Here is a 5,358-nt window from a genome sequence, read left to right on the forward strand (position 1 = left end):
AGGGGTTAAGACACCGCCTTTTCACGGCGGTAACACGGGTTCGAATCCCGTACGGACTATGGTATGTTACAGATGAAACACTAGATGAAAAAAATTAAAAAAAGTTTCAAAAAAGTGTTGACAAGCGAAAGCGGCTGTGATATACTAATATAGTTGTCACTTGAGAGAAGTGAGTGACAAAGACCTTTGAAAACTGAACAAGACGAACCAATGTGCAGGGCACTACAACTGAAGTTGTAGTACTGAACAATGAAAAAAACAATAAATCTGTCAGTGACAGAAATGAGTGAGAACTCAAACTTTTAATGAGAGTTTGATCCTGGCTCAGGACGAACGCTGGCGGCGTGCCTAATACATGCAAGTAGAACGCTGAAGGAGGAGCTTGCTTCTCCGGATGAGTTGCGAACGGGTGAGTAACGCGTAGGTAACCTGCCTGGTAGCGGGGGATAACTATTGGAAACGATAGCTAATACCGCATAACAGTAGATATTGCATGATATCTGCTTGAAAGGTGCAAATGCATCACTACCAGATGGACCTGCGTTGTATTAGCTAGTTGGTGAAGTAACGGCTCACCAAGGCGACGATACATAGCCGACCTGAGAGGGTGATCGGCCACACTGGGACTGAGACACGGCCCAGACTCCTACGGGAGGCAGCAGTAGGGAATCTTCGGCAATGGACGGAAGTCTGACCGAGCAACGCCGCGTGAGTGAAGAAGGTTTTCGGATCGTAAAGCTCTGTTGTAAGAGAAGAACGAGTGTGAGAGTGGAAAGTTCACACTGTGACGGTATCTTACCAGAAAGGGACGGCTAACTACGTGCCAGCAGCCGCGGTAATACGTAGGTCCCGAGCGTTGTCCGGATTTATTGGGCGTAAAGCGAGCGCAGGCGGTTAGATAAGTCTGAAGTTAAAGGCTGTGGCTTAACCATAGTACGCTTTGGAAACTGTTTAACTTGAGTGCAAGAGGGGAGAGTGGAATTCCATGTGTAGCGGTGAAATGCGTAGATATATGGAGGAACACCGGTGGCGAAAGCGGCTCTCTGGCTTGTAACTGACGCTGAGGCTCGAAAGCGTGGGGAGCAAACAGGATTAGATACCCTGGTAGTCCACGCCGTAAACGATGAGTGCTAGGTGTTAGACCCTTTCCGGGGTTTAGTGCCGTAGCTAACGCATTAAGCACTCCGCCTGGGGAGTACGACCGCAAGGTTGAAACTCAAAGGAATTGACGGGGGCCCGCACAAGCGGTGGAGCATGTGGTTTAATTCGAAGCAACGCGAAGAACCTTACCAGGTCTTGACATCCCTCTGACCGCTCTAGAGATAGAGTTTTCCTTCGGGACAGAGGTGACAGGTGGTGCATGGTTGTCGTCAGCTCGTGTCGTGAGATGTTGGGTTAAGTCCCGCAACGAGCGCAACCCCTATTGTTAGTTGCCATCATTCAGTTGGGCACTCTAGCGAGACTGCCGGTAATAAACCGGAGGAAGGTGGGGATGACGTCAAATCATCATGCCCCTTATGACCTGGGCTACACACGTGCTACAATGGCTGGTACAACGAGTCGCAAGTCGGTGACGACAAGCTAATCTCTTAAAGCCAGTCTCAGTTCGGATTGTAGGCTGCAACTCGCCTACATGAAGTCGGAATCGCTAGTAATCGCGGATCAGCACGCCGCGGTGAATACGTTCCCGGGCCTTGTACACACCGCCCGTCACACCACGAGAGTTTGTAACACCCGAAGTCGGTGAGGTAACCTTATAGGAGCCAGCCGCCTAAGGTGGGATAGATGATTGGGGTGAAGTCGTAACAAGGTAGCCGTATCGGAAGGTGCGGCTGGATCACCTCCTTTCTAAGGATAAGGAATGCACATTGGTCTTGTTTAGTCTTGAGAGGTCTTGTGGGGCCTTAGCTCAGCTGGGAGAGCGCCTGCTTTGCACGCAGGAGGTCAGCGGTTCGATCCCGCTAGGCTCCATTGGTGAGAGATCACCAAGTAATGCACATTGAAAATTGAATATCTATATCAAATAGTAACAAGAAAATAAACCGAAAACGCTGTAGTATTAATAAAGAGTTTATGACTGAAAGGTCAAAAAAATAAGGTTAAGTTAATAAGGGCGCACGGTGGATGCCTTGGCACTAGGAGCCGAAGAAGGACGTGACAAACGACGATATGCCTTGGGTAGCTGTAAGTAAGCGATGATCCAGGGATTTCCGAATGGGGGAACCCAACAGGTACTACCTGTTACCCATATCTGTTAAGGATATGAGGAGGAAGACGCAGTGAACTGAAACATCTAAGTAGCTGCAGGAAGAGAAAGCAAAAGCGATTGCCTTAGTAGCGGCGAGCGAAACGGCAGAAGGGCAAACCGAAGAGTTTACTCTTCGGGGTTGTAGGACTGCAATGTGGACTCAAAGATTATAGGAGAATGATTTGGGAAGATCAGCCAAAGAGAGTGAAAGCCTCGTATTCAAAATAGTCTTTGTACCTAGCAGTATCCTGAGTACGGCGGGACACGTGAAATCCCGTCGGAATCTGGGAGGACCATCTCCCAACCCTAAATACTCCCTAGTGACCGATAGTGAACCAGTACCGTGAGGGAAAGGTGAAAAGCACCCCGGGAGGGGAGTGAAATAGAACCTGAAACCGTGTGCCTACAACAAGTTCGAGCCCGTTAATGGGTGAGAGCGTGCCTTTTGTAGAATGAACCGGCGAGTTACGATATGATGCGAGGTTAAGTTGAAGAGACGGAGCCGTAGGGAAACCGAGTCTGAAAAGGGCGCTTTAGTATTATGTCGTAGACCCGAAACCATGTGACCTACCCATGAGCAGGTTGAAGGTGCGGTAAGACGCACTGGAGGACCGAACCAGGGCACGTTGAAAAGTGCTTGGATGACTTGTGGGTAGCGGAGAAATTCCAAACGAACTTGGAGATAGCTGGTTCTCTCCGAAATAGCTTTAGGGCTAGCGTCGACATTAGAGATTCTTGGAGGTAGAGCACTGTTTGGGTGAGGGGTCCATCCCGGATTACCAATCTCAGATAAACTCCGAATGCCAATGAATTATGGTCGGCAGTCAGACTGCGAGTGCTAAGATCCGTAGTCGAAAGGGAAACAGCCCAGACCACCAGCTAAGGTCCCAAAATAATTGTTAAGTGGAAAAGGATGTGGGGTTGCACAGACAACTAGGATGTTAGCTTAGAAGCAGCTATTCATTCAAAGAGTGCGTAATAGCTCACTAGTCGAGTGACCCTGCGCCGAAAATGTACCGGGGCTAAAACAATTTACCGAAGCTGTGGATACCTTTATAGGTATGGTAGGAGAGCGTTCTATGTGTGGTGAAGGTGTACCGTGAGGAGCGCTGGAACGCATAGAAGTGAGAATGCCGGTATGAGTAGCGAAAGACAGGTGAGAATCCTGTCCACCGTAAGACTAAGGTTTCCAGGGGAAGGCTCGTCCGCCCTGGGTTAGTCGGGACCTAAGGAGAGACCGAAAGGTGTATCCGATGGACAACAGGTTGATATTCCTGTACTAGAGTATGTAGTGATGGAGGGACGCAGTAGGCTAACTAAAGCAGACGATTGGAAGTGTCTGTCTAAGCAGTGAGGTGTGAATTGAGTTAAATGCTTAGTTCTATAACATTGAGCTGTGATGGGGAGCGAAGTTTAGTAGCGAAGTTAGTGACGTCACACTGCCAAGAAAAGCTTCTAGCGTTTAAACATACTCTACCCGTACCGCAAACCGACACAGGTAGTCGAGGCGAGTAGCCTCAGGTGAGCGAGAGAACTCTCGTTAAGGAACTCGGCAAAATGACCCCGTAACTTCGGGAGAAGGGGTGCTGACATATGTCAGCCGCAGTGAATAGGCCCAAGCAACTGTTTATCAAAAACACAGCTCTCTGCTAAATCGTAAGATGATGTATAGGGGGTGACGCCTGCCCGGTGCTGGAAGGTTAAGAGGAGTGCTTAGAGGTAACTCGAAGGTATGAATTGAAGCCCCAGTAAACGGCGGCCGTAACTATAACGGTCCTAAGGTAGCGAAATTCCTTGTCGGGTAAGTTCCGACCCGCACGAAAGGCGTAATGATTTGGGCACTGTCTCAACGAGAGACTCGGTGAAATTTTAGTACCTGTGAAGATGCAGGTTACCCGCGACAGGACGGAAAGACCCCATGGAGCTTTACTGCAGTTTGATATTGAGTGTCTGTACCACATGTACAGGATAGGTAGGAGTCTAAGAGATCGGGACGCCAGTTTCGAAGGAGACGCTGTTGGGATACTACCCTTGTGTTATGGCCACTCTAACCCAGATAGGTGATCCCTATCGGAGACAGTGTCTGACGGGCAGTTTGACTGGGGCGGTCGCCTCCTAAAAGGTAACGGAGGCGCCCAAAGGTTCCCTCAGAATGGTTGGAAATCATTCGCAGAGTGTAAAGGTATAAGGGAGCTTGACTGCGAGAGCAACAACTCGAGCAGGGACGAAAGTCGGGCTTAGTGATCCGGTGGTTCCGTATGGAAGGGCCATCGCTCAACGGATAAAAGCTACCCTGGGGATAACAGGCTTATCTCCCCCAAGAGTTCACATCGACGGGGAGGTTTGGCACCTCGATGTCGGCTCGTCGCATCCTGGGGCTGTAGTCGGTCCCAAGGGTTGGGCTGTTCGCCCATTAAAGCGGCACGCGAGCTGGGTTCAGAACGTCGTGAGACAGTTCGGTCCCTATCCGTCGCGGGCGTAGGAAATTTGAGAGGATCTGCTCCTAGTACGAGAGGACCAGAGTGGACTTACCGCTGGTGTACCAGTTGTCTTGCCAAAGGCATCGCTGGGTAGCTATGTAGGGAAGGGATAAACGCTGAAAGCATCTAAGTGTGAAACCCACCTCAAGATGAGATTTCCCATGATTATATATCAGTAAGAGCCCTGAGAGATGATCAGGTAGATAGGTTAGAAGTGGAAGTGTGGCGACACATGTAGCGGACTAATACTAATAGCTCGAGGACTTATCCAAAGTAACTGAGAATACGAAGTGTTAAGGTTTTCTTGAGATTTGATAGATATTCAATTTTGAGTAGGTATTACTCAAAGTTAAGTGACGATAGCCTAGGAGATACACCTGTACCCATGCCGAACACAGAAGTTAAGCCCTAGAACGCCGGAAGTAGTTGGGGGTTGCCCCCTGTGAGATAAGGAAGTCGCTTAGCTAAAGGGAGTTTAGCTTAGTTGTAATTGAGAGGAAATCGAAATTACAATCGGCGGATGAGAGAAACGAAGTTTCTTACCGTTGGCTGAGCTAGACTCCACCCTTTGGGAGTTTAGCTCAGCTGGGAGAGCATCTGCCTTACAAGCAGAGGGTCAGCGGTTCGATC

1 tRNA gene and 3 rRNA genes are annotated in these 5,358 nt (G+C 49.3%); all 4 read left to right on the plus strand.

What is annotated here, in order from left to right:
* The first annotated feature begins 301 nt into the window (after window positions 1–301).
* The 4 genes from ADH90_RS01760 to rrf all read left to right on the plus strand — a co-directional run bounded on the left by ADH90_RS01760 (window position 302) and on the right by rrf (window position 5,193).
* Window positions 302–1,848, plus strand: a 16S ribosomal RNA gene (locus tag ADH90_RS01760).
* Between the two features lie 50 nt (window positions 1,849–1,898).
* Window positions 1,899–1,971 (plus strand) — tRNA-Ala (locus ADH90_RS01765).
* Between the two features lie 126 nt (window positions 1,972–2,097).
* A 23S ribosomal RNA gene (locus ADH90_RS01770) occupies window positions 2,098–5,000 on the plus strand.
* A gap of 77 nt (window positions 5,001–5,077) precedes the next feature.
* Window positions 5,078–5,193: ribosomal RNA gene (gene rrf, locus ADH90_RS01775) — 5S ribosomal RNA — on the plus strand.
* The 16S, 23S and 5S rRNA genes sit together here with 1 tRNA gene alongside, the layout of an rRNA operon.
* The last annotated feature ends 165 nt before the right edge of the window (window positions 5,194–5,358 follow it).

This window comes from Streptococcus pseudopneumoniae (assembly GCF_001073085.1).
GTDB lineage: Bacteria > Bacillota > Bacilli > Lactobacillales > Streptococcaceae > Streptococcus > Streptococcus pseudopneumoniae_M.